Here is a 22,620-nt window from a genome sequence, read left to right as displayed (position 1 = left end):
GAGCAAATGCCGCATCGAGGTTGAGAAAGCCCCGCGACACTGGACTCAAAGGCAGAATGATGACCAGCTGAGGGGGTTGGACATGGTGCTCGATGCGTTCTCGGTAAGGGTTGCGCTTGGCGTAGTCACTGTCACACTCTTGCTGCTGTTCTGCGCCTCATTCCACCGCACACGCTCGCCGTACGCAGGCTGGTGGAGCCTCGCTTTGCTCGAGTTCATGGTGGGAAACGCGGCGTTCCTCCTCAACGGAACTCCCCACCAGCTGTGGGCCAACCCCTTGGGTAACGTCCTTGTGGTGGCTGGAGCCTTCAGCGTCTGGGCCGGAGCGAAGACCCTGAGGAACCGGAAAGCCGCACCATGGCAGTTGGCGCTTGGACCGGCCGTCACTGCGGTCGCGTCGTTCCTGGAAAACCCGGGAAACAATGTTTGGTCGGGCGGCCTGGTCTATCTGGCCATGATGACCCTGGGCATAGCACTTGCAGCGTATGACCTCTGGTTTATCAAGTCCTCGCACTCGCAAGTCCACAAAGCCCTGTCCGTGGCCGCGGGTATGTTGGCCGTCTACTACTTGTGCCGCTGGGTGGTCTACGCATTCGAAGGGCCGGCCAGTTACACGTTCCGCACCTACTTCGGACCCGGACCGTCCGCACTGATATCCATGGTGCTTCTGGTCACCGTGTCCTTCAGCATGACGGCCCTTACCAGTGATCAACTCATCAAAGGCCTCCGTGAACGTGCCACCCGCGACCATCTGACGGGACTCCTCAACCGCGGAGCTTTCCTGGACCTTGCCACCACTGAACTTGAGCGTCTGCAATCCACGGGCTCGGGCGCATCCGTAGTCCTGGCGGACCTGGACCACTTCAAAGCCGTCAATGACGAGCACGGGCACGGGGCCGGGGACGTGGCCTTGCGGGCATTTGCTGAAGCCTGCGCCGGATCGGTCAGGTCCACGGACCTCATCGGACGGTATGGAGGGGAAGAGTTCGTCCTCTTCCTGCCGGGCGCAACGCAGGACCGGGCCGAGAACATCGCAAGCGAAATCAGTCGCCGGATGGCAGCCATGCAGACGCCCGAAGGTGTGGTTTTCCCCACCGTCAGCTATGGAGTAACGTCCAGCATCCCCGCTGTCGCAGACCTCAATTTCATGATCGAGGTAGCGGACGCAGCACTTTACAGCGCAAAGGCGCAAGGCAGAAACAGGATTGTAGGAGCCGACCGCCTCGAGGCGGCCACTATCGCGGATGAGGCACGATCATGACCTTCAACGAACTCACCACCCGGATCCAGATCCAGCACACCCAGGAACTGTCCGCGTTCCGGCAAGACATCACCAGCGCTCCCTACAAAGCAGGGACGCCCACAACGCTGAACGCGGACCGCCGCTCGGTCAGGATGAGCCCTGTTCAGTCGGTGGAGGACAGCAACGCGAATCTGACCATAGTGGCCGACGTCGAAGGCCTCGCCTGGTTCACCGCGGACAAGGGCCTCCTGGGCAGCTGCATCACGGTGTCCATCGCTGGTCATCGCAGGAACACCGGCACACGTGTTCACCTCCCGCTGGCAGAGTGCGATGCCTGGATTGAGGCAATCCTGGGCGGGGCATGGATCACCCACGTTTACCGCGCAGGAAACAAGGTGGAGCCCGACGGAAGGCTGGACATCGCTTCCTATCGGCTCTTCCTGGACGAACGCCGCAACCCCGTCTCCAAGCCCCAAGCTGTGGCCGACTCATCATTGCGACGCCTGGAAGAGTCGTGAGCGCCACCAAGCCCCACAGGCTGGTCCCCGCTGATTCACGGATCGAGAAACTGGAGCGGCACGTCCAGGCTCTCATGCAGGAGCTCCACCAAGCACGCTATGAACAGCGCCGAGATGCCCTCACAGACGCCCTCACCGGGCTCGGCAACCGCCAGGCGCTGGTCAATTCCTTCATCGAAGCCCAGGACGCCGCGGCCAAGGGCGCCGTCCCGCCGGCAATCCTCTTGGTGAACCTGGACGGCTTCAAAGCACTGAAGAACTCCGCCGGCCATGCCGCCTCGGACCAGATTCTGGTCACCGTCGCCATGCGCATCCGGTCGGCAGTCCGGGAGAACGACGTCGTCACCCGCTTGGGCGGCGACGAATTCGCCGTGCTGTTGCCCGCCACCCCGCAAAACCGGGCCACCGCCGTCGGAAACCGCATCCTGGCAGCGCTGGAACCGAACATCGACCTCGGGAACAACAGCATCCGCTGCGGCGCAAGCGTCGGCCTGCGTACCGCGGAACCGCATCACAGCATCGAGGACATTCTCCAAGAGGCCGATCTGGCCATGGAAGATTCCAAAAACGAGGGCAGGAACAAGCTGAAGGTGTTCGATCCCGCAACCCTGCACGCGCAGCTGCTCCAGCGGCAGATAGTGGGGGAACTCCGCGAAGCCATCCGTGCAGACCAGCTGGTCCTCTACTACCAGCCGATCGTGGAGCTCTCCACCGGCAGGATCGAAGGCTGCGAAGCTCTGGTCCGATGGAACCACCCCGTGCACGGCCTGATCATGCCTGACCAGTTCATTCCCATAGCTGAGGCGACCGGCCTCATTGCGGAACTGGGCAGGTGGGTCCTGCGCACGGCCGTGCGTCAGTTGCGGCGTTGGCGGGACCATCCTGTCACTGCACAGCAGGACTTCTCCATGAGGATCAATGCCTCGGCCGCGGACCTTCAAAGCCTGGAGTTCGTGGACGCTGTCAGTGCGGCCTTGGCGGAGGAGCACCTGGCCCCGGATTCACTGGTGCTGGAGCTGACTGAGAGCGCCATCATCCAGAACAACGAGCTGGACCGTTACACACTGGCGAGTCTGCACAGGCTAGGTGTCGGACTTGAGATCGACGACTTCGGCGCCGGCTACTCGTCCATGGGCTACCTGCGGAAACTGCCCGTGGACCGGGTGAAAGTGGATCGGCAATTCGTGAAGGACTTGGGGAAAGATCCTTCCCAGCTGGGCTTCCTGGCCGCCATCCAGCACGTCATCCATTCTTGTGGTTTGGAGGGCGTTTGGGAGGGAATCGAGACCGCCGAACAGGCAGAGGCACTTCGGAGCATCGGCTGCGCGAGCGGCCAAGGGTATTACTTTGGCAGGCCGTTGCCGGAGGCGGAGTTCACTGAACAGTTGTCGCGGCTGCGGACCTGGCCGGGGTAAACCCTGTGAGACAGCAAAAGGCCCCTGCACACGTCCTGGCGGACGCTCGCAGGGGCCTTTTGGCTTAGTTGTTCTTAACCGAAGTACTTGGGCAGGGTGGCTTCGTGTGCTTCGCGGAGAGCGTCCAAGGAGAGCTCGTCCACGCCGTTGATCTCCAGCTTTCCACCGGCAGCGTCAACAACGCCGATCCGGAGGTGGGCGAAGCCGCGGGCCGTGCACATGTCCTTGAAGCGGACTTCCTCGGAGCGCGGCACGGACACGATTGCACGGGCCTGGGACTCGGAGAAGAGGGCGGTGAACAGGTCCACGCCGTCGCGCTCCATGAGTTCCTCAAGGGCGATGCGGGCGCCCACGCCGTAGCGCAGCGAGGACTCAACCAAGGCAGCCGCGAGGCCACCTTCGGAGAGGTCGTGTGCTGCGTCAACCATGCCGTCGCGGGAAGCGTTGATCAGGATCTCGCCCAATGCGCGCTCAGCTGCGAGGTCCACCTTCGGCGGCAAGCCACCAAGGTGTCCGCGGAGGTTGGACCATTCCGAACCGTCCAGCTCTGCTGCGGTGGTGCCCAGCAAATAGATGGCCTGGCCGTCCTCGCGCCAGCCTGACGGCGTGCGGCGGGCGACGTCGTCGAGCTTGCCCAGGACAGCCACCACGGGGGAGGGGTGGATCGGCGTGGTGCCGGTCTGGTTGTAGAGCGATACGTTACCGCCGGTGACCGGGATGCCGAGCTCCATGCAGGCGTCGGACAGGCCACGGATGGCTTCAGCCAACTGCCACATGACATCCGGGTCTTCCGGTGAACCGAAGTTCAGGCAGTCGCTGACGGCCATCGGAACAGCGCCGGAGGTGGCAACGTTGCGGTAGGCCTCGGCCAGCGCGAGCTGTGCACCCTGGTAGGGCTCCAGGTAGGTGTAGCGGCCGTTGGCGTCAGTGGCCAGGGCAACGCCCAGGCCGGTTTCCTCGTCAACGCGGACCACGCCGGCATCGTCCGGGAAGGCCATGGCAGTGTTGCCGCCAACATAGCGGTCGTACTGCTTGGTGATCCAGGCTTTGCTGCACATGTTCGGCGATGCCACGAGCTCGGTGACGGCCGCAGCCAGCTCGGTGGGAGCCGACGGACGGCCTGCGTCTTCAACAGATCCGGTGAAGGAGTTGGCCTGAACCGAGTCCTGCCACTCCGGGCGGGCGAACGGACGGTCGTAGACCGGGCCGTCGTGCGCAACGGTGCGGGGATCGACGTCGACGATTACTTCGCCTTCCCAGGTGATGATGAGGCGACCGGTATCGGTGACCTCACCCAACCAGGAGTACTCCACAGCCCACTTGTCCATTACGGCTTCGAACGCGGCGATGTTCTCCGGGGTGACCACGGCCATCATGCGTTCCTGAGATTCGGACATGAGGATCTCACCCGGGGTCAGCGTGGGATCGCGCAGCAGGACCGAGGTCAGCTCCACCTCCATGCCGCCGTCGCCGTTGGAGGCGAGCTCGGACGTGGCGCAGGAGATGCCTGCAGCGCCGAGGTCCTGGATGCCTTCAACCAGCGAGCCCTTGAAGAGCTCCAGGCAGCACTCGATGAGGACCTTCTCCGCGAAGGGGTCGCCCACCTGGACGGCGGGACGCTTGGACGGCTTGGTGTCGTCGAAGGACTCGGAAGCGAGCACCGAAGCACCGCCGATTCCGTCGCCACCGGTGCGCGCGCCGAACAGGACAACCTTGTTGCCCTTGCCGGAGGCGTTGGCCAGGCGGATGTCCTCGTGGCGCATGACGCCCACTGCCAGTGCGTTCACCAGCGGGTTGCCCTGGTAGACGGAGTCGAAGACCATTTCGCCGCCGATGTTCGGCAGGCCGAGGCAGTTGCCGTAGCCGCCGATGCCGGCAACAGCACCATGCATGACGCGGGCGGTGTCCGGGTGGTCGATCGCACCGAAGCGCAACGGATCCATCACGGCGACCGGGCGGGCACCCATGGAAATGATGTCGCGGACAATACCGCCGATGCCGGTAGCGGCACCCTGGTACGGCTCAACGAACGACGGCGAGTTGTGCGACTCGATCTTGAACGTTACGGCCCAGCCGTCGCCCAGGTTGGTGACGCCGGCGTTCTCGCCGATGCCAACCAGCATGTCCTTCTTCATTTCCTCGGTGACCTTCTCGCCGAACTGGCGAAGGTGGTTCTTGGAGGACTTGTAGGAGCAGTGCTCGCTCCACATGACGGAGTACATGGCCAGCTCGGCACCGGTGGGGCGGCGGCCAAGGACCTTGACGATCTCGTCGAATTCGTTCTGCTTCAAGCCGAGCTCGGCCCACGGGAGTTCCGTGTCCGGGGTCTTGGCAGCGTGCTCAACGGTATCGATGTTGAACTTCTTGGTGGTTTCCGTGGTCACTTGTCGCCTCCCACAATCTTGGTCAAAACGGAGGTGAAGAAGCCCAGGCCGTCGGTATCGCGGGGCGCGCCATCAAGGGACTCCGGGCCGAAGCCGGTCTCCACTGCGTGCTCGGGGTGCGGCATGAGGCCCACTACGTTGCCGGCCGCGTTGGAGATGCCCGCGATGTCGCGGCGGGAGCCGTTCGGGTTGAAGCCCACGTAGCGGAACACCACGCGACCCTCAGCCTCAAGGGCGTCCAACGTCTTCTCGTCAGCGATGTACTGGCCGTCCTGGTTCTTCAGCGGCACAACGATCTCCTGGCCATCCGTGTAGTCCACAGTCCAGGCAGTGTTGGCGTTTTCCACGCGCAGTGTCTGGTCCCGGCAGATGAACTTCAGGTGGTCGTTCTTGATCATGGAACCGGGCAGCAAGTGCGACTCGGTCAGGATCTGGAAGCCATTGCAAATACCCAGCACGGGGAGCTTTGCGTCGGAGTTCGCAGCCTCAATGATCTTGGACATCAGCGGAGCGAACCGCGAGATGGCGCCGGCGCGGAGGTAGTCACCGTAGGAGAAACCGCCGGGGATGATGACTGCGTCAACATCGCCGAGTTCAGTGTCTGCATGCCAGAGCGGCACCGCCGTTGCGCCTGCAAGCCGCACCGCACGGGCGGCGTCGCGGTCGTCAAGGGTGCCGGGGAAGGTGACGACGCCGATCTTGGCGCCGGCCAAGCGGGGTTCTGCGGCGACGGCCACAGCCTCGCCAATCAGGGGAATCGACGTCATATCAGGCCTCGACGACCTCGACGTTGACAACATCCTCGATCACCGGGTTGGACAGAAGAGTCTCAGCAGCTTCACGGGCCTGGGCCAGGATAGCGTCGGTCACCTCGCCGTCGACGGTCAGTTCGAAGCGCTTGCCCTGGCGGACTGCGCTGAAGCTGTTGAAGCCGAGGCGGGGCAGAGCACCCACGATGGCCTTCCCCTGGGGGTCCAGAATCTCGGGCTTGGGCATGACGTCAACGACGATCCGGGGCATCCGGTAACTCCTGTGCGTGAGTTGGGTGAACCTTAAATAAGGCTGCCGCGGAGGTGCCGTCTCACGCCGTTCAGCCGCATTCAAACAGCGTTATGAACACAGGTTAAACACGGTTGTGAACTGCAATGTTTGAACGGCATGGGGGGCGCTCCGCGAGCTTGCACACCCATTCTACCGGGAGCGGCGCGCATACCCTATTCAGCCGGATTGCGCGAGGACACCCCGCCGCGGCGGGGGAAAAAGCCTCAATTGGCGGCTCGACGGCGGCACTTTCCCTGCGTGGCGGGCGTCACTAGGATTGCGGCATGGCTGAGAAACCGAAATCGATGGTGCTGGGCGTTGTGGCCGCAGCCGTTTTTGCAGGTCTGGGCCGAATGGTCATCCAAAAGATCATGGCTGACCGGGCGGCACGGGAGCATCGCGTCACCGCGCCCTTGGATAAGGAAACGCGAGCCAAAATCAGCGACGCCCTGCGCACGCCAAAGTAAGCAGGACCTAACCTCCGAGTGGCTGTTTTCCGGCGGAATGACGCGGATTAGGGCACATACAAATGCGCTATTCAAAGCGGTTAAAAGGCGTGGTTTCGGCGTAGTTTGGAAGTACACCAGGGGTAAAGCCCCGGTACCTTTCAGGACCCACACCAGGAGGAACAATGACCGAACACATTGCCGAAGTATCCGCCTGTAGCGTTGGCACGTGCGGATTCAACCACAACGGATGCACCGCATTCGGAATCACCATCGGTGGCAGCCAGGACCACGCCTCCTGCGCTACGTTCATTGACACGAATGCCATGGGTGGCCTTCCCAAGGTTCTTGCCCACGTTGGCGCTTGCCAGCGCTCCGAATGCGTCCACAACAACAACCTCATGTGCGAAGCACACGACGTCAAGGTTGGCCCCGGCCGTGAGGCCGCTGACTGCCTGACGTACGAGCACGCCTGATATTTCCTGACGACCAAAAGGGTCCCCGCCTCGGTTGAGGCGGGGACCCTTTTGTGTCCGCTATTTCTTCTTGGTTGCCGCAGGCTTGGCTTCCTTGGGGCTATCGGCTTCCTTCATTTCCTGCTCTGCCGTGGCCTGGATCAAGGCCAGCAGCTCCGGGTCCAGGCCGGGAGCAAACTCTTCCTTGCGTTCCGGAGAAATGGTGATCGGGAATCCTTCGGGCATGACGTCCGTGCTCAGCTCGGTGCCGTCATTGGAGGGCGACGCTCCGCGGTAGAGCTTCCCTGCTTCGCTGAGGTTGTCGGCGCTGAAGGTGTACTGGATGCTCTGGAGACCCTTGTCCAGCAGCTTCTTCACCTCGGGGAACTGCTCAGCGTTGGTCTTTGGGATGGGGAGGACCTTGCCCCAGTTCACGCCCAGGCTCTCCAAGGCCTTGGCGTAAGCATTCTCGTGGGCTTGGTCGCGAACGATCAGGTACGCGATGGTGGAGCGCGCCGTCTTGTTTTCCGTCATCTCGTAGATACGGCACTTCTGGAGCCTGCCCGTTGACTCAAGCATCAGGTTGTAGAGCAGGTCCAGCACCAGGTTGCCACTGTTGTAGACGTAGGATCCGCTCCACGGATTGCCCGCGGCGTCCACGGGCAGGGCACCCTGGGCACCCACCAGATAGTGGTGGATGTTGCTGGTGTCCAGCGCGATCTTCAGGGGAGTGGCTCCGCCGGCACCCGGCTGGTCCACAGGATCGGACTTCTTCCCCTGGTAGCGCGGCGAGCCGTCCAAGAGCTGGGAAATGGTGGTTCCAATGAGCTCCACGTGGCTGATCTCCTCAGTGCCGATGCCCTGGAGGAGGTCCTTGTAGGGCTTCGAGGCGGCGTCGCCCCGGAAGTTCATGCTTTGGAAGAGGTACTGCATCATGGTGCGCATCTCGCCGAATTGTCCGCCGAGGCCTTCCTGGAGGGCGTTGGCGGCTGCGGGATCTGGCTCGTCTGCAGCGATTTCATTGATGAGAAGCTGGGTGTGCAGGTACATACGTTTCCTCACGTTGTCTCATGCTATGCGTGGGATGGAAACCCTCTGCTGGCCACCCCGGAATCATTACAATAAGCATGCTTACTATTTCAATGCAAGGAATTCCGTGAGGAATTGGGGATTGCTTAGCCCGCAACTTTGTTGGTTAGTGGCTTGCCGTCCCTCAGTGCGGAGATGTTGGCTGTGACCAGCTTGGCCGACCCCTTGGGGCGGTTGCCTGCCACATGGGGAGTGATAATCAGGTTGGGGGCGCTCCAAAGTTTGGAATCGGCGGGCAGCGGCTCGTCCTTGGTGACGTCCAGGGCGGCCGCCCGCAGCCTGCCCTCTTCCAGTGCGGCAATCAAGGCCTCTTCGTCAACGGTGGCTCCACGGCCAACGTTCACGAAGACTGCGCTGGCCGGGAGGCTGCGGAGGATTTCTTCGTTCAGGGCATCCGCGGTGTCCTGAGTGGCCGGCAGGATGGAGACCAGGACGTCCGTGGTGCGCAGGACATCGGGGAATTCGTCCTCGGCCACCACCGGGAAGCCATGGCGCTCGCCCTTGGAGCTGGCGACGCCGGTGACCTTTGCACCCAGTGCGGCCAGCAGGGGAGCGAGCCGCCCGGCAATTGAACCGAAGCCCCAAATGGTGACCTTGGCGCCGTCGAGCGTGTAAAGGTGCTCAGTGTCAGGCACGGACTGGGCTGCGTTATATGCCTGGTTCCAGGACGAGGCCTTCTGGGACTCCATCAGCTGGTCCAGGCGGCGCACTGTGGCCAGAATCAGGGCAAGTGCGTGTTCGGCGACGGGGCCGTCGTGCAGTGAGCGGCCGGACGTGATGGCCACGTTGTCCGCGAAGCCCGCTGCCAGCACTGAATCCGGGCCCGCTGCGAGCGTCTGCACCAACCTGAGGGCGGACATTTCCTTAGCGGCGTCGGACAAGTTCTCCGAGGTGTTCCGCCACACCACCAGCACCTCAGCGTCACGGTGTTCGCTGGGGACGGGCTTGTCCACCGCGTAAACCACCACATCGTCACCCGCGGCAACCAGATGGGCGAGGTCCAGTTCGATGGTGTCCGGGACGAGGATTTTCACGGGGGCTCCAAGGGTAAATGTGGCGGGTGTTTGCGCTCTCGAGGCTATCGCTTCACCAAGCTCGGAGAGGCTACTGCGATTCATCTCTAGCAATGTGACGACTGACACCCTATGGTTGTAGGACGTTCGACGTGGCACGTAACACAAGTAATCTCCACGTCGTCGTTTCGCATCCTCCCGCTCGAAGCAGTTTCGAAAGGACATCGGATTTGAGATCCTCTTCATCACCTCTCGCCCGCATCGCCGCCGTCGGCACCGTCAGCCTGGGCCTTCTGGCCGGCTTGGGCCTTCCCGCCACCGCTGCACCCATTCCGCCCAGCAACCCCGCGGCAGCTCCCGGTACATTCACCGAGGCCAACATCGGCGCTGACCGTACGGCCGCCAACTTCTTCTACCGGATTCCGGCCCTGACCTATCTGGGCAACAACGTGGTGCTCGCGGCCTGGGACGGGCGTCCGGGCTCGGCCGCGGATGCCCCCAACCCGAACTCGATCGTGCAGCGCCGCAGCACCGACGGCGGCCAGACGTGGGGACCCGTTACCGTCATCGCCGCGGGACATGTTGGCGATGCCAGCGGACCCAAATACGGATACAGCGACCCCTCCTACATTTACGATGCCGAAGCCGGCAAGGTCTTAGCCTTCTTCGTGTACTCCAAGGACCAGGGCTTCGGCGGCAGCCAATTCGGCAACAATGACGCCGACAGGACTGTGATCTCCTCGGCAGTTATCGAGTCCTCGGACGGCGGCGTCACGTGGAGCCAGCCCCGACTCATCACCAACGTCACCAAGCCGGGCACCAGCAAGACCAGCCCTGTTGCCGGCGATGTCAGGTCCAACTTCGCATCCTCCGGCGAAGGCATCCAGCTCAAGTACGGCCAATACAAGGGCCGCCTGATCCAGCAGTTCGCCGGCGATATCCGCCAGACGGACGGCACCAACAAGATCCAGGCATACTCCGTTTACTCCGATGACCATGGCGCCACCTGGCACAAGGGCGCCAACGTCGGGGACCGCATGGATGAGAACAAAACCGTGGAACTTTCCGACGGCCGCGTGCTCCTGAACTCACGGGACAACGCCAACCAGGGCTACCGCAAGGTGGCCATTTCCACGGACGGCGGCGCCACGTATGGCCCGGTCACGCAGGACACCGAACTCCCGGATCCCGCCAACAACGGCGCCATTGCGCGGATGTTCCCCAACGCTGCGCAGGGCTCGGCTGATGCCAAGAAGCTCATCTTCACCAACGCGAACTCCAAGACCGGCCGCGAAAACGTCTCGGCCAGGGTCTCCTGTGACGACGGCGCCACCTGGCCGGGCGTCCGCACCATCCGTTCGGGTTTCTCCGCCTACTCCACGGTCACCCGCCTGGAAAACGATAAGTTCGGTGTGCTCTACGAGGGCAACTACACGGACAACATGCCGTTCGCGAAGTTCGACGACGCCTGGCTGAACTACGTCTGTGCCCCGCTGGCTGTCCCGGCTGTCACCACCGCGCAGGGGGCCACCCAGCAGGTGCCCGTGACTGTCACCAACCAGGAAGCCGCCACACTTTCGGGCGCCAGCGCCACCGTCTACACACCCAGCGGCTGGTCGGCCACCACGGTGCCGGTTCCCGACGTCGCCCCCGGCGCTTCGGTGACCGTCAACGTTGCCCTAACGGCACCGGCCAACGCCAGCGGTCCGCAGAACCTCAATGCAGCCTTCACGACGGCGAACGGCCGGGTTTCGCAGTTCACCTTCACCGCAACGGTGCCGGCAGCTCCGCAGGTAGGCCTCGCCATTACCGGGACGGCACCCGCCCGCGATGTCGTGGCCAGCCCCTACCAGATGGGCGACGTTCTCAGCTACTCGCTCAACGTCAAGAGCACCGCCAACGTCACGGCCAATTCAGTACCGGTTTCCGGGACGTTCGACTCCGGGTTCCTGCCGCCGTCGGCCCCCAACTGCCGGTTCAACAATCTGGCCGCAGGTGCCAGCTACACCTGCACCACCGCCAAGCACGTGATCACGGCAGCCGACATCCAACGCGGCTATTTCGTGCCGGAGGCCAGCTTCAGCATCACGGCAAGCTCGACGCCGTCGCTCACCAAAACGGTACCGTTCACCGGCGCTGCGGTGGCCTTGCGTGACGGCCTGCTGACGGCCGATATCAGCGGGGCGCGCGCCGACGTCGGACGTGATCTGGCAACCCAGCCATACGCGGCCGGCGACCAGGTCCCATATGCCTTCACGGTGAAGAACACGAGTCCGCTGGTGGAGAAGGTGGTCCCCACAGCCGGTAACTTCAGCCCGTTCCTGCCGGAAGGGCCCGGCAACTGCCGCTACAGCGTGCTCCCGGCCGGCCAAAGCTACCAGTGTGCCACCCCGCGCCACACCGTGACCGCTGAAGAAGCCGAGCAGGGTTTCTTCATTCCGAAGACCACCTGGGAGGTCAGCTCGGCCGGTCAAAGCACCAAGACCATTACGGTGGACGGCGGCGAAGTGGACCTCAAGGTTCGCGAGCCCAAGCTGGAGGGAACCGTGTCTGCCGAGTGGAGCGACGCTGACGGCGACCGCTTCGCGAGCGTCGGCGATCCCGTGACGTACACGTACACGGTGGGCAACGCCGGGAACGTCGCAGTGACCGGATTGGAGGCGCCCGACGCCGGCATCTCGGCGGCCACGCTGCCTGCCGGTGACACCGTTACGGCTACACGAGAGCGTGTGCTGACAGCCGCGGACGTTGCTGCGGGGAGTTTGGGTGCTGTCTCGTTTGAAGCGACGGCCTGGAATGGTTCCCGGGCAGTTGCGGCCGCAGCCGGGAGTGACCCGCTGGCGCTCGCCGTTCAGCCAGCGCGTCCAGACTCTGTGCCGACACTGACTGTCCAGGAGTTGGGCACGCCGCCGACGGACCTCGGGACTGCGGATAAGTACCGCACGGGCCAGAAGGTAGTGCTCAAGGGCTTGGAGTACGGGAATTGGTACTACGTGTACTTGAATAAGACGGGCTACCGGCTCGGATGGATTTTCCCCACCACGGATAACGCCGTGGAGTTCATTCTTCCGTCGGACGTGAAGAACGGCCGGGATGACGCGGTGGTCCTGGACAAGGACGGCGGCCAAGTCTCCTTCGACCGCCTGCAGGTGACCCCCAAGGGCTAGCCATGTGGCTCGGAAGCAGGCGGCGGATCGCAGGACTCTCCTGCGGTCCGCCGTTTGTCATTCCATGACGAATCACCCTTGTTGTGACAAGACAAAAATCTTGAAATGTGCTGTATGTCATATTCGGCTATCACTAGGTACTCTGTGACTCGGCTGGTTGCGCGGCTTTGACAAGAACTGTCAAAGGTTCAACCAACTGAAAGTTGACAGGCCTGGGCGATGGAGCCCGGTCCTCCCTCAGTGAAAGGTGCAACCACTCGTGAAATCACAAGGAAAGAGCTTCGTCAGAAGCGGGGGACTCCGGAAGGCGGCGGCGATGGCCGTCGGCCTGCCGTTGCTGCTCTCGTCCATGGCGATGCCGGCCCAGGCCGCTCCCGCCCCGGAGGCGCCCGGGAATGTTGCAGGCGTGGCCAAGAAGAACCTTGACCCCGGCTCCTACAAGGACGGCCGTTACATGGTGGTCCTTGCCGAGAAGCCTGCAGCCACATACGACGGCGGCACGGCGGGCCTTGCGCCCACCAAGCCCGAAGAGGGCAAGAAACTGGACGTCGACAGTGCCGAGGTGAAGCAATACCAGCAGCACCTCCAACAGAAGCAGCAGGAAGTCGCCCAGCAGGAAAACGTCACCATCAAGCGTGACTTCACCACTGCCGTTAACGGCTTCAGTGCCACCCTTACGGCAGACCAAGCAATCAACCTCGCCAAGGATCCCAAGGTCCTCATGGTGGCGCCGGATACGCAGTACGCTCCGGACTACTCCACTACCGACTTCCTCAAGCTCAGCGGCCCCAACGGAACCTGGGCTACGCAGTACGGCGGCCAGGACAACGCCGGCAAGGGCACCGTTGTTGGCGTAATCGACACCGGCTACACCCCGTCCAACCCGTTCTTCGCCGGTGAGCCCGTTGGTCCGCTGGTGGGCAACCCCCAGGTCGGCGTTCCCTACCGCACCGCCGACGGCAAGATCGCCATGCTCAAAGCCGACGGCGATACTTTCGTCGGCGAATGCCAGCCAGGTACCGATACCGGCGCGGATTACGACGGCAGCGCCTGCAACTCCAAGGTCCTCAGCACCCACTACTTCGCGGACGCCTTCCTCGAAACAGTTCCGCCGGAAAACCGTGCCCAGGAAGAAGTCATTTCACCCGTGGACGTGGACAGCCACGGCACCCACACAGCCAGCACGGCAGCGGGCAACGCCAACGTTGACGCCGTCGTAGATGGCCGCAGCTTCGGAACAACCAGCGGCATCGCACCCGCCGCCAAGCTCTCCGTATATAAGGTCTGCTGGGAAGACACCGATCCCGCCACCGGCGGCTGCTACGGCTCCGCTTCCGTGGATGCAATCGAACAAGCCATCCTGGACGGCGTGGATGTCCTGAACTACTCCATCTCCGGTTCAACCACGTCCACCACGGATCCTGTGTCGTTGGCATTCCTGTCAGCCGCTTCCGCAGGCATCTTCGTGGCAACCTCGGCCGGCAACTCCGGACCGACCGCCAGCACCGTGAACCATGGAGCGCCGTGGTTGACTACCGTAGCCGCCACCTCCTTCTCGCAAGAGCTCCAGGGCACTGTTGAGTTCTCCGATGGCAGCAAATTCCGCGGAGCGTCCATCATGAACCGCGAGGTGACCGGGGCCGGCGTCGTGCTTTCCACCAACGCCGCAAGCGGTGAAGGCAACGCGGCACTCTGCGCCCCGGGCTCGCTGGACCCGGCCAAGGTAGCCGGCAAGGTTGTTGTCTGTGACCGCGGCGTTGTTGACCGGACCGCCAAGAGCGCGGAGGTTCTGCGCGGGGGTGGCGTTGGCATGATCCTGGTGAACCTGACTGATTCATCGCTGGACACCGATAAGCACATTATTCCCACGGTCCACGTGAACCCGCCCGCCACGCAGACCATCAAGGACAAGGTCACGGCCAACCCGGCCATCACCGTGTCCCTGCTAAACCGGGACACCACGGGCCTGCCTGCTGAAGCGCAGCCGCAGATCGCCGGATTCTCCTCCCGCGGTCCGCTGCTCGCCACGGACTCGGACCTGTTGAAGCCTGACGTGTCCGCGCCGGGCGTCGCGATCCTCGCAGGCGTTTCGCCGATCGGAACCGGAGGGGACAACTTCGGCTTCCTCTCCGGAACGTCCATGGCTTCCCCGCACGTTGCCGGTTTCGGCGCGCTGATCCTGGCCAAGAACCCCCAGTGGTCCCCGGCCACCGTGAAGTCCGCCATGATGACCACCGCTGGTCCGGTCAAGCTGGCCAACGGCGCCGTCAACAAGGACGTTTTTGCCACCGGTGCCGGGCAGGTGGATCCTGCGAAGGTACTCTCACCGGGCCTCGTGTACGACGCCACCACCGAGGACTACCTGAAGTTCATCCAAGGCACAGGCATGGACCTGGGCATGGAAGGGCTGGGCACCACCCAGGCACGCGACATGAACGTACCTTCCTTCGCCCTGGGCAACCTGGCCGGCAAGATCGAGGTCACTCGTACCCTGACGGCACTGACTCCGGGAACATACCGGGCGTCAGTCAACGTCCCCGGTGTCAACGTCAAAGTCACACCGTCAGTCCTAACCTTCGGGGCTCCCGGCGAGAAGAAGACCTTCAAGGTTCAGTTCGAAAACAACAACGCTGCCCTGGGCAAGTTCGCCATGGGTTCGCTGAACTGGCAGGGTGCCAACAAGACCGTCACCTCGCCCATCGCAGTGCGGCCGCAGTCAGTCATCGCGGATAAGGCGTTGGCCTTCACCGGAACGGGCCCCAACGGCTCCGGAACCATCAACATCACCTCAGGCACCAACCTGCCGGTGGGTGTGACCATTGATGGTCTTTCCAAGGCCGATTCCTCTGCAGTCGAGCTGGTTCCCGGTCCGTTCGCGGGCGAGACCAATGCGTCCAACTATGTGAAGAAGGTCACCGTTGGTGAGGGCAGCGCCCTTGCTAAGTTCTCGGTCATCTCCTCCAACGAGGCCGCGGACTTCGACATGCTGGTGGTCACCCCGTCCGGTCAGCAACTGCCGGCCGCCACCGCCTCAGCAAGCGAAACCCTGTCCGTGCCCAACCCGGCAGCAGGCGACTACTACGTCTACGCCAACCTGTACGCGAGCCCCAACAACCAGGCCACCAAGGCAACTGTTGATGCCGCGGTCCTGGGCGCCAATCAGGGCAACGCCTCCGTGACGCCGAATCCGATCCGCCTCGCCAACGGCAAGACCGGTCAGATTTCGCTGAACTGGAAGAACCTTGAACCCGGTTCCTACATTGGTCGTCTGACCTTCGCAGGAACCAGCGAGCCGAGCTTCGTCACCGTCCTGGTCAACCCGGGCGGAGCCGTGGTGGTTCCTGATGAGGAAGACCCGAAGAAGGACAAGAAGGACAAGAAGCACCGCGGCAAGATCCGCGCTGACGAGCCGACGCAGAGCAACAACGCCGGCTGATCCCCTTTGAGTCGATAAACAGCAGTGGCCGGTGGGTGTTCCCGCCGGCCACTGCTGTTGTGCAGCCGGAAAGGGTGGCGCGAGCCGGGCTTAGCTTGCCCCGGTTGAGCCCCCTGTATTGCCCAACAAGGCAGCTAAGGTCTTCCAACGGGCGATCTCGCAACCATCGGTCCTGCTGAACTGGCTGTGAACTTTGCGTCCCCGGAACCAACCCTCCACCACAGCTACCTGCGGGCCGCCGTACTGCTGCGTGCAGATCCGGTCCGGGCGGGGTTCCGGAAAGAAGATTTCCTCTCCGAACTGCTCGACGGCGGCCAGCGCGGCACGTGCGTCCGGCAAGTTCGAGTCCAGCGAGTCAGGGTCGGGCGAGAGGATGCCGGTGGCGGATCGGAGGAAAAACTCGTGGCTCTCAGCGCCAGGTGCCTCTGTCAGCGTGACTGTGAGGTCGACGTCGTACTCGCTCGTGCTTGTGTCGCTCGTGTTTGCGGAAACCATGGTTACCTTTCGCTGGTGGCGGCGGGTGCTCAGGCAGCCAAACCGCTCAGCTCGTCCAAGAGCGGCCCTACTGCCTGGAGCACACGGGCCCGCAGCTCCTGGGATTCGGCCGCGAAAGCCCGCTGGTATTCAACGTACTCGGCCTTGCCCTGCGGTGTCTCAATCCTGATGGGCGGGTAGCCCCATTCCTCAAGATCGTAGGGAGATGCTTGCATGTCCATCGCGCGGATTCGCCAGGACAGTTCGAAGCAGTCCATCACCAGCTCACTCGGAAGCGCCGGCGTCAGCTTGTAAGCCCACTTATACAGGTCCATGTTGGCGTGCAGGCATCCCGGCTGCTCCATGCTGCGCTGGTTCTCGCGGGTGGGCGTGAGCTCATTCAGTGGGATGGCATCGGGTGTGTAGAAGCGGAAAGCGTCAAAGTGCGAGCAGCGGATGCGGTTCTCTTCAACAACTGCGTCCGTGCCATCGCCGCCGAGCCTTAGTTGCAGGTACTCGTGCCGCAGCTCAAACTTTTCCTGCCGGTACACCATGGCCCACTCGTGCAAGCCAAAGCAGCCAAACTGTGCCGGTCGCTTGGCCGTGCCCCCGAGGATGATTCCCGCAAAGCGGACAGCCTCGGCGCGATCGGTCATGAAGCTGCCCCGATCAAAGGTGACCGCCGGCGTGTCCGGGGCCAGCCCCACTGAGGCGAGCTCGCCGTCGTCGAGCGTTCTGTAGAACTTCCAAGCGACGCGCTCCAAGGCGCGTTCGCCGCTGAGGACCACGCCGTCGCCGGGATGCCAGCGGAGCAGCTGGCCCGGCTTCTGCGTGTAGTAGGTGAAGAGGAAGTCCTCCACGGGGTGCTTCTTGCCGGCCGAACGGCGGGCCAGATAGGGATCGGCGTAGCGAGCGACGCGCGCGTGATGGGCTGCCTCCAGCCCGAGCCACTGCGCTTGGGGGAGGTGCCGCAGCCTAGAGGCCGCCATCTGAACCGAGGACGCTCTTTGCGGCGTCCCATAAGCCGATCTGGCAGCCATCCGTGCGGTTGAAGGAAGCGCTGACCTCCTTGCCATCCACGGAGCCGGTTACCTTGGCCGTTGCCGGGCCGCCGTACTGCATGGTGCAGGCCTGATCCGTCCGGGTGGGGGCCGGGCTCAGGAGGGAGGGGCTGTTCTTGAGTGCAGTGCAGGCCTCGGCCGCCGAGGGGTGGCTGCTCTCAGCTGCCGGCGCGCCGTTTGTGCAGACGAGCGTGAACATCTGGGGTGCCGCTTCCGGAGTATCAAGGAGCGTGATGGAGAGCTCCGCGTTCCCCTGTCCCGGCGCCGCCGAGGTGCTGGTGGGGGAGGCGCTTGGAGTTGCGGTGCTGCTTGGGCTGCTGGAGGTGGCCGACGACGACGGCGCCTGGGTTGCGCTTCCCGTAGTACCCGGGGTGGGGCTGCCTGAGCATGCGGCGAGTCCGGCGACGGCCAGTACTGCCAGTAAGGGCCGAACAAATCGCATGCGCATCTAATCTCCTAAGCTGCATCCATTTTACGTGGCAGTTCCGGTGCTCGTCTCAAGGAGACCACTGAGGCTGTGCGCTTGGCTAGGGGCAACGCTGCCGGGTTTGTCCGGTTCGCCTAGTTGTTCCGCTGGGTGGCGGCGATCAGCCCGGTCATGGCCTGGTGGAGTTCAGCTACTTCTTCGCGGCTGAGTTGCAGGCGCTCGCGGATCTCGCCCGGAACAGCGGTGGCCTGCTCGCGGAGTGCGGCACCTTTATCTGTCAGCTTCACGGCCAACGCCCGCTCGTTGCCGGGTACGCGCTCGCGGGTGATCAGCTCGGCTTCCTCCAAACGCCTCAGCAAAGGGGAGAGAGTGGCAGGCTCGTGGAGGAGGCTGTCGCTGATGTCTTTCAGGGTCCGGGGGCTCCGTTCCCAGAGGGCCAGCATTACCAAGTACTGGGGATGGGTGAGTCCAAGACGCTCCAGCACAGGCTTGTAGACGCCAACAACACTGCGGGAGGCCACGGTCAGGGCGAAGCACAGCTGGCGTTCCAGAAGGAGGTCGTCCGTCTCAGGGGTGGACTCATCAACGGCTGTCATGGCTGCCTCCTGTGCTCGCTGCCTCATCTATTAGCGCACACCCGGCGATTAGTTAGTGCACTAATTATTAGCGTACTATGGACTCATTGAACCGCCTAAAAGAGGAGTCGATCCGCGTGGCCAAGGAATCCTTCACTCGGAAATTCATGCGCGCGACAGGGAAGTTCCGGATAATTTTCGGCCCCGCGCACAGCAGCTCCCTGGACCACGAGATGACCGACGCCAACCGGAAACTGCTCGCCCAGCGCCAGGCTGAGACGCAGCAATGGGAAACCCTCCGCCGGCCCGACGGCAGCACCTATGTGGTGCCACGCAACCCGGAGGACAAGTCGCTGCGGTAAACCCGTCTCAGCGGGGGATTTCGGCGTTGGTTGAAGCGCCAAGAGCTACGGAAAAGTCCCGGGCAACCTTCGCGGCCAGCACCCCCGCTTGATCCAAATGCCGTCCAAACCGCTGCTTGGGCGCGCTGACATTGAAGGCTGCAACGACGCGTTGCTTGAAGTCGTAGACGGGTGCCGAGACGCCCACTACGCCCAGTTCGAATTCTTCGTCCACTACCGCATAACCCTGCCGTCGGATGAGGTTGATCTCGGCGCGAAGGTCCTCGAACGTTTGGATCTTGGACGTGAGGTCCCCTGTTGACGGGCTTTGGCCCGCTTGAAGCGCCAGGGGCGAAAGGTCCTGCCGATCAGGCCGAACCCCGGCCTTGGCTTCGGCGGTATGCGTGTCATACCAATCCTTCAGGGCGGCGTCGTCCCAGTCGCTGACGAGTACCCTGCCGGCTGATGTGCTCCAGGCGTCCACGCTGACACCTTCCCAGCCCAGCGCCCTATAGGTGTGATTGGACATTTCACTCTTGAGGGTCAGGACGGTGCCGCCGCGCAGCACGCAAAGGTGCGTTGTTTCGTGAGTAGCCGCCGACACCCGCTTGAGGTATTGTGCCGATGCGCTGACCATACGAGCCTCGGTGGTCCGGGCAGCCAAGGCGTAGAGGCTGTGACCGAGAGTGTAGAGCAGGCTCTCCGGGTCCCTGCTGACCAAGCCCGCTTCCGCCAGTGTGGCAAGTGTCCGGGACACTTGGGCTTTGTCCCGCCCGGTGATCTCGGCAACCTTGTTTACTCCGAGCCCCCCTCCGGCCACGGCCTCCGGGGAGCCCAGGATCTCCAGCAGTTCCAAATCCCTGCGGAGGCCCGAGGAATTGCGCCTGGGGATGGGTGTTCCGTTCACGGCTGGCTCCTTGGTTGTTCCGATCACGCTCCGATCCTAACCGTTATGGCGTTGACATTTCAACAACATTCATTGCGCAAAAGGGAACGCCCCCTCTACGGTTGTGTCATGGCTCACGGAGATGTGGGCCCCGATCCTTACCCCCAATGAAGTGAAAAGGAGGATCACGTTGAACGACACCCTTCTGTCCGACCTTGGACAGTTCCTCGTCAAGAGATCGGCAGACATTGCCGAATCCGCCGCCCAGCACCTGGTGGTTGTCTTGGTTTCCCTGCTGATAGCAACGGTCATCGGTGTGGGGGTCGGTGTCCTTGTGTGGAACAAGCCCATCAGCCGCTCGATGGCCATCGCCGGGGCCGGTGTTGGCCTGACCATTCCGTCCATGGCGCTCCTGGCACTCCTTATCCCCGTGCTGGGACTCGGCTGGACTCCCACCGTTGTGGGTCTGGCCTTCTACGCGCTGCTCCCCATCATCCGCAACACGGTGGTGGGGCTGCGCGAAGTACCGCCGGCAGTGTCCGAATCCGCATTGGGCATGGGGATGGGCACCGTGAAGACCCTGTTCCGGGTCCAGCTGCCCATGGCTTGGCCGGTAGTGCTCACCGGAGTCCGTGTTTCGGCCCAACTGTCCATGGGTATCGCAGCCATCGCTGCTTATGTGGGTGGTCCCGGTCTGGGCGAAATGATCTTCAAAGGCCTGTCGAGCCTGGGGTCCAAGAACGCCCTGAACTTCGCCGTCGTCGGAACCGTCGGTGTCATTGTCCTTGCCCTGCTGCTGGATGGCGCGTTCGTGCTCATCCGCCGCGTTACTACCTCAAGGGGACTTCGTGTCTGAATCAACAACCCCGGCCGCCGGCGCCCGGATCGTCCTCAAGGACGTCACCAAGACCTACCCCGGTCAGGTGATTCCCGCCGTCGAATCCTTCTCCATGGACATCGCACCAGGCGAACTGATCATGTTCGTTGGTCCGTCCGGCTGCGGCAAGACCACCACCATGAAGATGATCAACCGGATCATCGAACCGAGCTCGGGCTCCATCACCATCGACGGTGAGGACGTCCTGTCCCTGAACCCCAACGAGCTGCGCCGTCGGATCGGCTACGTCATCCAGCAGATCGGCCTGTTCCCGCATATGACCATCGCGGAGAACATCTCGGTGGTGCCCAAGCTCCTGGGCTGGGACAAGAAGCGCACGCGGGACCGCGTCGAAGAGCTGCTGGCCGTCGTCGAGCTTGACCCCAAAACGTTCGCCTCCCGCTACCCGCGCCAACTGTCCGGCGGGCAGCAACAGCGTGTTGGCGTTGCGCGGGCCTTGGCCGCGGATCCGCCCGTGATGCTCATGGACGAACCCTTCGGTGCCACGGATCCCATCACCCGGGAAAAGCTGCAAAGTGAATTCCTGCGCCTGCAGGAGAAACTGAGCAAGACCATCGTGTTCGTCACGCACGACTTCGATGAAGCGGTTCGGCTCGGCGACAGGATCGCGGTGCTGTCCGAACGAAGCCAGATCGAGCAGTTCGACACCCCTGCGAACATCCTAGCCAATCCCGCCAACGATTATGTGTCCCAGTTCGTAGGACACGGTGCCGCCCTAAAGCGGCTGGGACTCATCCCTGTGGGCCACGCGGCGCTGGGTCCGGCCGGGGGACAAACCGCCATGACCATAGGTGTGGACGACTCCCTGCGGGACGCGCTGGATGCCTTGGTGCTGTCCGGTGGCCTTCCCGTATCGGTCCTGGACCGGAACGGCAGTTCTGTGGGAACCATCGACATCGAACGAATCTCCGCTGTCCTCGGCGCCGAAATTCTCCCGCCAGCCCTTGCCGGGGGAGTGCGGCCATGACTGCGCAGGCAACGCGGGATCTGGCCACGTCCTTCGGCACCGCCTCAAACCGCAAAGGCAAGTACTTCTCCTTCAAACGGTTCGGAACACCGCTGATCATCGTGGGCGCATTGCTGGCATTGTTCCTCTGGATCTCCTCGCTGACGCTCGATTCCATTGAGTTGCGCACCCTGAACTGGGACTACCTTGCCGATCGGACCAGAGAACACCTCCTGCTGACCGTCACGGCGTCCGCGATCGTGTCCCTGATTGCCATCCCGGCAGGTATTGCCCTGAGCAGGGTGCATTCCAAGGCTGTCCACGCAGTGGTGTTCGGGATTGCCAACGTGGGGCAGGCAACACCCGCCATCGGCTTGGTGATCCTGCTGGCCATCGTGTGGAAGACAGGCTTCGAAGTGGCACTGGTAGGCCTGGTTGCCTACTCGGTCCTTCCTGTCCTCCGGAACACCCTGGTGGGACTCCAACAGGTTGACTCCAGCCTCACGGAAGCGGCCAAGGGCATGGGCATGCGTCCGCTGGAAGTGCTGGCCCGCATCGAGCTCCCTTTGGCCGTGCCGGTGATCATTGCCGGACTTCGGACCGCGCTGGTGTTCTGCGTCGGCGTCGCCACAGTGGCCACATTCATCAACGCCGGCGGCCTGGGCGACATGATCGTCAACGGCCTGAAACTCCAGCGCTGGCCCGTCCTCATCACCGGAGCCGTGGTGGTCTCCTGCATCGCCCTCACCATCGACTGGCTGGCAGGCCTCGCTGAAGACCTGCTCAAGCCCAAAGGCATCTGACT

Annotated in this window: 21 protein-coding genes; 11 read left to right on the top strand and 10 right to left on the bottom strand. The window is 63.1% G+C overall.

Annotation, left to right across the window (positions count from 1 at the left end):
• Window positions 1-82 precede the first annotated feature (82 nt).
• Genes J3A64_RS15120 through J3A64_RS15110 form a run of 3 tightly spaced genes read left to right on the top strand, consistent with a single transcriptional unit; the run spans window position 83 to window position 3,176 of the window.
• Complete coding sequence (locus tag J3A64_RS15120; RefSeq protein ID WP_210064722.1) at window positions 83-1,261, top strand: GGDEF domain-containing protein; 1,179 nt, start codon at window positions 83-85, stop codon at window positions 1,259-1,261.
• A complete protein-coding gene (locus J3A64_RS15115; RefSeq protein ID WP_011773381.1) occupies window positions 1,258-1,761 on the top strand; it encodes a hypothetical protein in 504 nt (167 codons plus the stop codon). The genes J3A64_RS15120 and J3A64_RS15115 overlap by 4 nt, the downstream gene beginning before the upstream one ends.
• Complete coding sequence (locus tag J3A64_RS15110; protein ID WP_210064721.1) at window positions 1,758-3,176, top strand: bifunctional diguanylate cyclase/phosphodiesterase; 1,419 nt, start codon at window positions 1,758-1,760, stop codon at window positions 3,174-3,176. Before J3A64_RS15115 ends, J3A64_RS15110 begins: the two co-directional genes overlap by 4 nt.
• A gap of 74 nt (window positions 3,177-3,250) precedes the next feature.
• Here the strand turns inward: J3A64_RS15110 and purL are convergent, their stop codons facing one another.
• Genes purL through purS form a run of 3 tightly spaced genes read right to left on the bottom strand, consistent with a single transcriptional unit; the run spans window position 3,251 to window position 6,580 of the window.
• The gene (purL, locus tag J3A64_RS15105; RefSeq protein ID WP_011773383.1) at window positions 3,251-5,560 is read right to left on the bottom strand and encodes a phosphoribosylformylglycinamidine synthase subunit PurL; all 2,310 of its coding nucleotides are present in this window, start codon (window positions 5,558-5,560) and stop codon (window positions 3,251-3,253) included.
• The gene (gene purQ, locus J3A64_RS15100; RefSeq protein ID WP_210064720.1) at window positions 5,557-6,327 is read right to left on the bottom strand and encodes a phosphoribosylformylglycinamidine synthase subunit PurQ; all 771 of its coding nucleotides are present in this window, start codon (window positions 6,325-6,327) and stop codon (window positions 5,557-5,559) included. Before purQ ends, purL begins: the two co-directional genes overlap by 4 nt.
• A 1-nt stretch (window position 6,328) precedes the next feature.
• Window positions 6,329-6,580, bottom strand: a complete 252-nt coding sequence (gene purS / locus J3A64_RS15095) for a phosphoribosylformylglycinamidine synthase subunit PurS (protein ID WP_011773385.1) — start codon at window positions 6,578-6,580, stop codon at window positions 6,329-6,331.
• Between the two features lie 305 nt (window positions 6,581-6,885).
• Between purS and J3A64_RS15090 the strand changes: the two genes are divergently transcribed.
• Together J3A64_RS15090 and J3A64_RS15085 are read left to right on the top strand one after the other, a co-directional pair.
• Window positions 6,886-7,068 carry a hypothetical protein gene (locus J3A64_RS15090; RefSeq protein WP_011773386.1) on the top strand — a complete coding sequence of 61 codons (183 nt, stop codon included), beginning with the start codon at window positions 6,886-6,888 and terminating at the stop codon, window positions 7,066-7,068.
• Between the two features lie 164 nt (window positions 7,069-7,232).
• On the top strand, window positions 7,233-7,523 hold the full coding sequence (locus J3A64_RS15085; protein WP_017198375.1) for a DUF1540 domain-containing protein: 291 nt from the start codon (window positions 7,233-7,235) through the stop codon (window positions 7,521-7,523).
• Between the two features lie 60 nt (window positions 7,524-7,583).
• On the opposite strand, the gene J3A64_RS15080 is transcribed toward J3A64_RS15085, so the two are convergent.
• The gene (locus J3A64_RS15080) at window positions 7,584-8,552 is read right to left on the bottom strand and encodes a manganese catalase family protein (protein WP_011773388.1); all 969 of its coding nucleotides are present in this window, start codon (window positions 8,550-8,552) and stop codon (window positions 7,584-7,586) included.
• 125 nt (window positions 8,553-8,677) lie between these two features.
• Entirely contained in the window at window positions 8,678-9,625 is a 948-nt protein-coding gene (locus J3A64_RS15075; RefSeq protein WP_210064719.1) for a phosphoglycerate dehydrogenase, read from the bottom strand.
• Window positions 9,626-9,834: 209 nt separating this feature from the next.
• Between J3A64_RS15075 and J3A64_RS15070 the strand changes: the two genes are divergently transcribed.
• Both J3A64_RS15070 and J3A64_RS15065 read left to right on the top strand, forming a co-directional pair.
• Entirely contained in the window at window positions 9,835-12,771 is a 2,937-nt protein-coding gene (locus J3A64_RS15070) for an exo-alpha-sialidase (RefSeq protein ID WP_286176350.1), read from the top strand.
• A gap of 316 nt (window positions 12,772-13,087) precedes the next feature.
• The gene (locus tag J3A64_RS15065) at window positions 13,088-16,207 is read left to right on the top strand and encodes a S8 family serine peptidase (RefSeq protein WP_210066176.1); all 3,120 of its coding nucleotides are present in this window, start codon (window positions 13,088-13,090) and stop codon (window positions 16,205-16,207) included.
• Between the two features lie 90 nt (window positions 16,208-16,297).
• Here J3A64_RS15065 and J3A64_RS15060 read toward each other — a convergent pair whose 3' ends face one another.
• The 4 genes from J3A64_RS15060 to J3A64_RS15045 all read right to left on the bottom strand — a co-directional run bounded on the left by J3A64_RS15060 (window position 16,298) and on the right by J3A64_RS15045 (window position 18,765).
• Window positions 16,298-16,702, bottom strand: a complete 405-nt coding sequence (locus J3A64_RS15060; RefSeq protein ID WP_011773392.1) for a serine protease inhibitor — start codon at window positions 16,700-16,702, stop codon at window positions 16,298-16,300.
• 29 nt (window positions 16,703-16,731) lie between these two features.
• Window positions 16,732-17,670, bottom strand: a complete 939-nt coding sequence (locus tag J3A64_RS15055) for a 3-methyladenine DNA glycosylase (RefSeq protein ID WP_210064717.1) — start codon at window positions 17,668-17,670, stop codon at window positions 16,732-16,734.
• Window positions 17,657-18,190, bottom strand: coding sequence for an SSI family serine proteinase inhibitor (locus tag J3A64_RS15050; protein WP_210064716.1), 534 nt, complete (start codon window positions 18,188-18,190; stop codon window positions 17,657-17,659). The genes J3A64_RS15055 and J3A64_RS15050 overlap by 14 nt, the downstream gene beginning before the upstream one ends.
• Window positions 18,191-18,303: 113 nt before the next feature.
• The gene (locus J3A64_RS15045) at window positions 18,304-18,765 is read right to left on the bottom strand and encodes a MarR family winged helix-turn-helix transcriptional regulator (RefSeq protein ID WP_011773395.1); all 462 of its coding nucleotides are present in this window, start codon (window positions 18,763-18,765) and stop codon (window positions 18,304-18,306) included.
• A 116-nt stretch (window positions 18,766-18,881) separates the two neighbouring features.
• Between J3A64_RS15045 and J3A64_RS15040 the strand changes: the two genes are divergently transcribed.
• Entirely contained in the window at window positions 18,882-19,106 is a 225-nt protein-coding gene (locus J3A64_RS15040; RefSeq protein WP_011773396.1) for a hypothetical protein, read from the top strand.
• 7 nt (window positions 19,107-19,113) lie between these two features.
• Here J3A64_RS15040 and J3A64_RS15035 read toward each other — a convergent pair whose 3' ends face one another.
• Window positions 19,114-20,019 (bottom strand): IclR family transcriptional regulator, encoded by a 906-nt coding sequence (locus tag J3A64_RS15035; protein ID WP_014920689.1) that lies wholly within the window; start codon window positions 20,017-20,019, stop codon window positions 19,114-19,116.
• Window positions 20,020-20,113: 94 nt separating this feature from the next.
• Between J3A64_RS15035 and J3A64_RS15030 the strand changes: the two genes are divergently transcribed.
• From J3A64_RS15030 to J3A64_RS15020, 3 genes are read left to right on the top strand one after another with little or no spacing between them, the layout of a single operon-like run.
• Window positions 20,114-20,827 carry an ABC transporter permease gene (locus J3A64_RS15030; RefSeq protein ID WP_011773397.1) on the top strand — a complete coding sequence of 238 codons (714 nt, stop codon included), beginning with the start codon at window positions 20,114-20,116 and terminating at the stop codon, window positions 20,825-20,827.
• Window positions 20,820-21,836: an ABC transporter ATP-binding protein gene (locus J3A64_RS15025; protein ID WP_011773398.1), complete on the top strand. Its 1,017-nt coding sequence runs from the start codon at window positions 20,820-20,822 to the stop codon at window positions 21,834-21,836. The genes J3A64_RS15030 and J3A64_RS15025 overlap by 8 nt, the downstream gene beginning before the upstream one ends.
• Window positions 21,833-22,618, top strand: a complete 786-nt coding sequence (locus J3A64_RS15020; protein WP_011773399.1) for an ABC transporter permease — start codon at window positions 21,833-21,835, stop codon at window positions 22,616-22,618. Before J3A64_RS15025 ends, J3A64_RS15020 begins: the two co-directional genes overlap by 4 nt.
• Window positions 22,619-22,620: the final 2 nt, after the last annotated feature.

Origin of the sequence: Pseudarthrobacter sp. PvP004 (assembly GCF_017876035.1) — a bacterium.
GTDB classification, from domain to species: Bacteria; Actinomycetota; Actinomycetes; order Actinomycetales; family Micrococcaceae; genus Arthrobacter; species Arthrobacter aurescens_A.
This window is presented reverse-complemented; position numbering and strand designations above follow the sequence as displayed.

What these genes read in the sequence shown, in the direction of transcription:
- J3A64_RS15120 (WP_210064722.1), top strand. Translation starts at nt 83, where the DNA reads ATGGTGCTCGATGCGTTCTCGGTAAGGGTTGCGCTTGGCGTAGTCACT.
- J3A64_RS15115 (WP_011773381.1), top strand. Translation starts at nt 1,258, where the DNA reads ATGACCTTCAACGAACTCACCACCCGGATCCAGATCCAGCACACCCAG.
- purQ (WP_210064720.1), bottom strand. Translation starts at nt 6,327, where the DNA reads ATGACGTCGATTCCCCTGATTGGCGAGGCTGTGGCCGTCGCCGCAGAA.
- purS (WP_011773385.1), bottom strand. Translation starts at nt 6,580, where the DNA reads ATGCCCCGGATCGTCGTTGACGTCATGCCCAAGCCCGAGATTCTGGAC.
- J3A64_RS15090 (WP_011773386.1), top strand. Translation starts at nt 6,886, where the DNA reads ATGGCTGAGAAACCGAAATCGATGGTGCTGGGCGTTGTGGCCGCAGCC.
- J3A64_RS15085 (WP_017198375.1), top strand. Translation starts at nt 7,233, where the DNA reads ATGACCGAACACATTGCCGAAGTATCCGCCTGTAGCGTTGGCACGTGC.
- J3A64_RS15080 (WP_011773388.1), bottom strand. Translation starts at nt 8,552, where the DNA reads ATGTACCTGCACACCCAGCTTCTCATCAATGAAATCGCTGCAGACGAG.
- J3A64_RS15065 (WP_210066176.1), top strand. Translation starts at nt 13,088, where the DNA reads ATGGCCGTCGGCCTGCCGTTGCTGCTCTCGTCCATGGCGATGCCGGCC.
- J3A64_RS15060 (WP_011773392.1), bottom strand. Translation starts at nt 16,702, where the DNA reads ATGGTTTCCGCAAACACGAGCGACACAAGCACGAGCGAGTACGACGTC.
- J3A64_RS15055 (WP_210064717.1), bottom strand. Translation starts at nt 17,670, where the DNA reads ATGGCGGCCTCTAGGCTGCGGCACCTCCCCCAAGCGCAGTGGCTCGGG.
- J3A64_RS15050 (WP_210064716.1), bottom strand. Translation starts at nt 18,190, where the DNA reads ATGCGCATGCGATTTGTTCGGCCCTTACTGGCAGTACTGGCCGTCGCC.
- J3A64_RS15045 (WP_011773395.1), bottom strand. Translation starts at nt 18,765, where the DNA reads ATGACAGCCGTTGATGAGTCCACCCCTGAGACGGACGACCTCCTTCTG.
- J3A64_RS15030 (WP_011773397.1), top strand. Translation starts at nt 20,114, where the DNA reads ATGTGGGCCCCGATCCTTACCCCCAATGAAGTGAAAAGGAGGATCACG.
- J3A64_RS15020 (WP_011773399.1), top strand. Translation starts at nt 21,833, where the DNA reads ATGACTGCGCAGGCAACGCGGGATCTGGCCACGTCCTTCGGCACCGCC.